At 33.2% G+C, this 847-nt stretch carries 2 protein-coding genes; both read left to right on the forward strand.

Going from position 1 to position 847, the window contains the following annotated elements; translation table 11 throughout:
• Nucleotides 1-636 (forward strand): DNA adenine methylase (locus tag CYP51_RS09685; RefSeq protein ID WP_180997768.1); only part of this gene is annotated, 636 nt, incomplete at its 5' end.
• A partial coding sequence (locus CYP51_RS09690; protein WP_141089691.1) for a DNA adenine methylase occupies nt 633-847 on the forward strand: 215 nt, incomplete at its 3' end. The genes CYP51_RS09685 and CYP51_RS09690, both read left to right, overlap by 4 nt.

Here is an 847-nt window from a genome sequence, read left to right on the forward strand (position 1 = left end):
AGAGAACATATCGCATTAAGCAAATTTGACAAAACCACTGAAAATATTTTACTAACAAGTCTTATTTACTCAATGGATAAAATAGCAAATACTGTCGGTCACTATGAAGCATATAGAAAAAACGAAAGCCCCAAAGATAGATTTGAGTTTGATTTGATTTTGCCTATAAAGCACAACAAAACTATTGAAATCCACAGAGAAAATGCAAACAATCTAGCAAGAAAAATTAAGACAGATTTGGTATTTATCGACCCGCCTTACAACTCTCGTCAATATAGCCGTTTTTATCATGTTTATGAGAATTTAATTCAGTGGAAAAAACCAAAATTAAGCGGAACAGCACTTAAACCACCGCCTGAAAATATGAGCAACTACTGCCGAAGCAGTGCTGTAAAAGAGCTTGATGATTTAGTTGCGAATCTTGACTGCAAGCAAATCGCTTTGACATATAATAACACTTATAATTCAAAATCAAGTTCATCACAGAATAAAATAAGCTTTGAACAAATAGAGCAAATTTTGAGCAAAAAAGGTAAGTTAAGTATAAAAGAGAAATCACACAACTATTTTAATGCTGGAAAAACTGAACTTAACGGACATAAAGAATTTTTATTCATCGTAAAGGTAAAAAAATGAAAGCCATTCGTTCCCCGCTGTTTTATGTCGGCGACAAGTATAAACTTATGGGGCAACTTGGCGAGTTATTCCCAAAAAAAATAGAGCGATTTATTGAGCCGTTTGTTGGTGGCGGAAGTGTATTTTTAAACACGAAGGCAAAGGAATACCTAGCTAATGATATAGACACAAATATAATCAATCTGCATAAAACACTGAGCAAATTTGATAT

The organism is Campylobacter concisus (genome assembly GCF_002912895.1).
In the GTDB taxonomy this organism is placed as follows: Bacteria; Campylobacterota; Campylobacteria; order Campylobacterales; family Campylobacteraceae; genus Campylobacter_A; species Campylobacter_A concisus_G.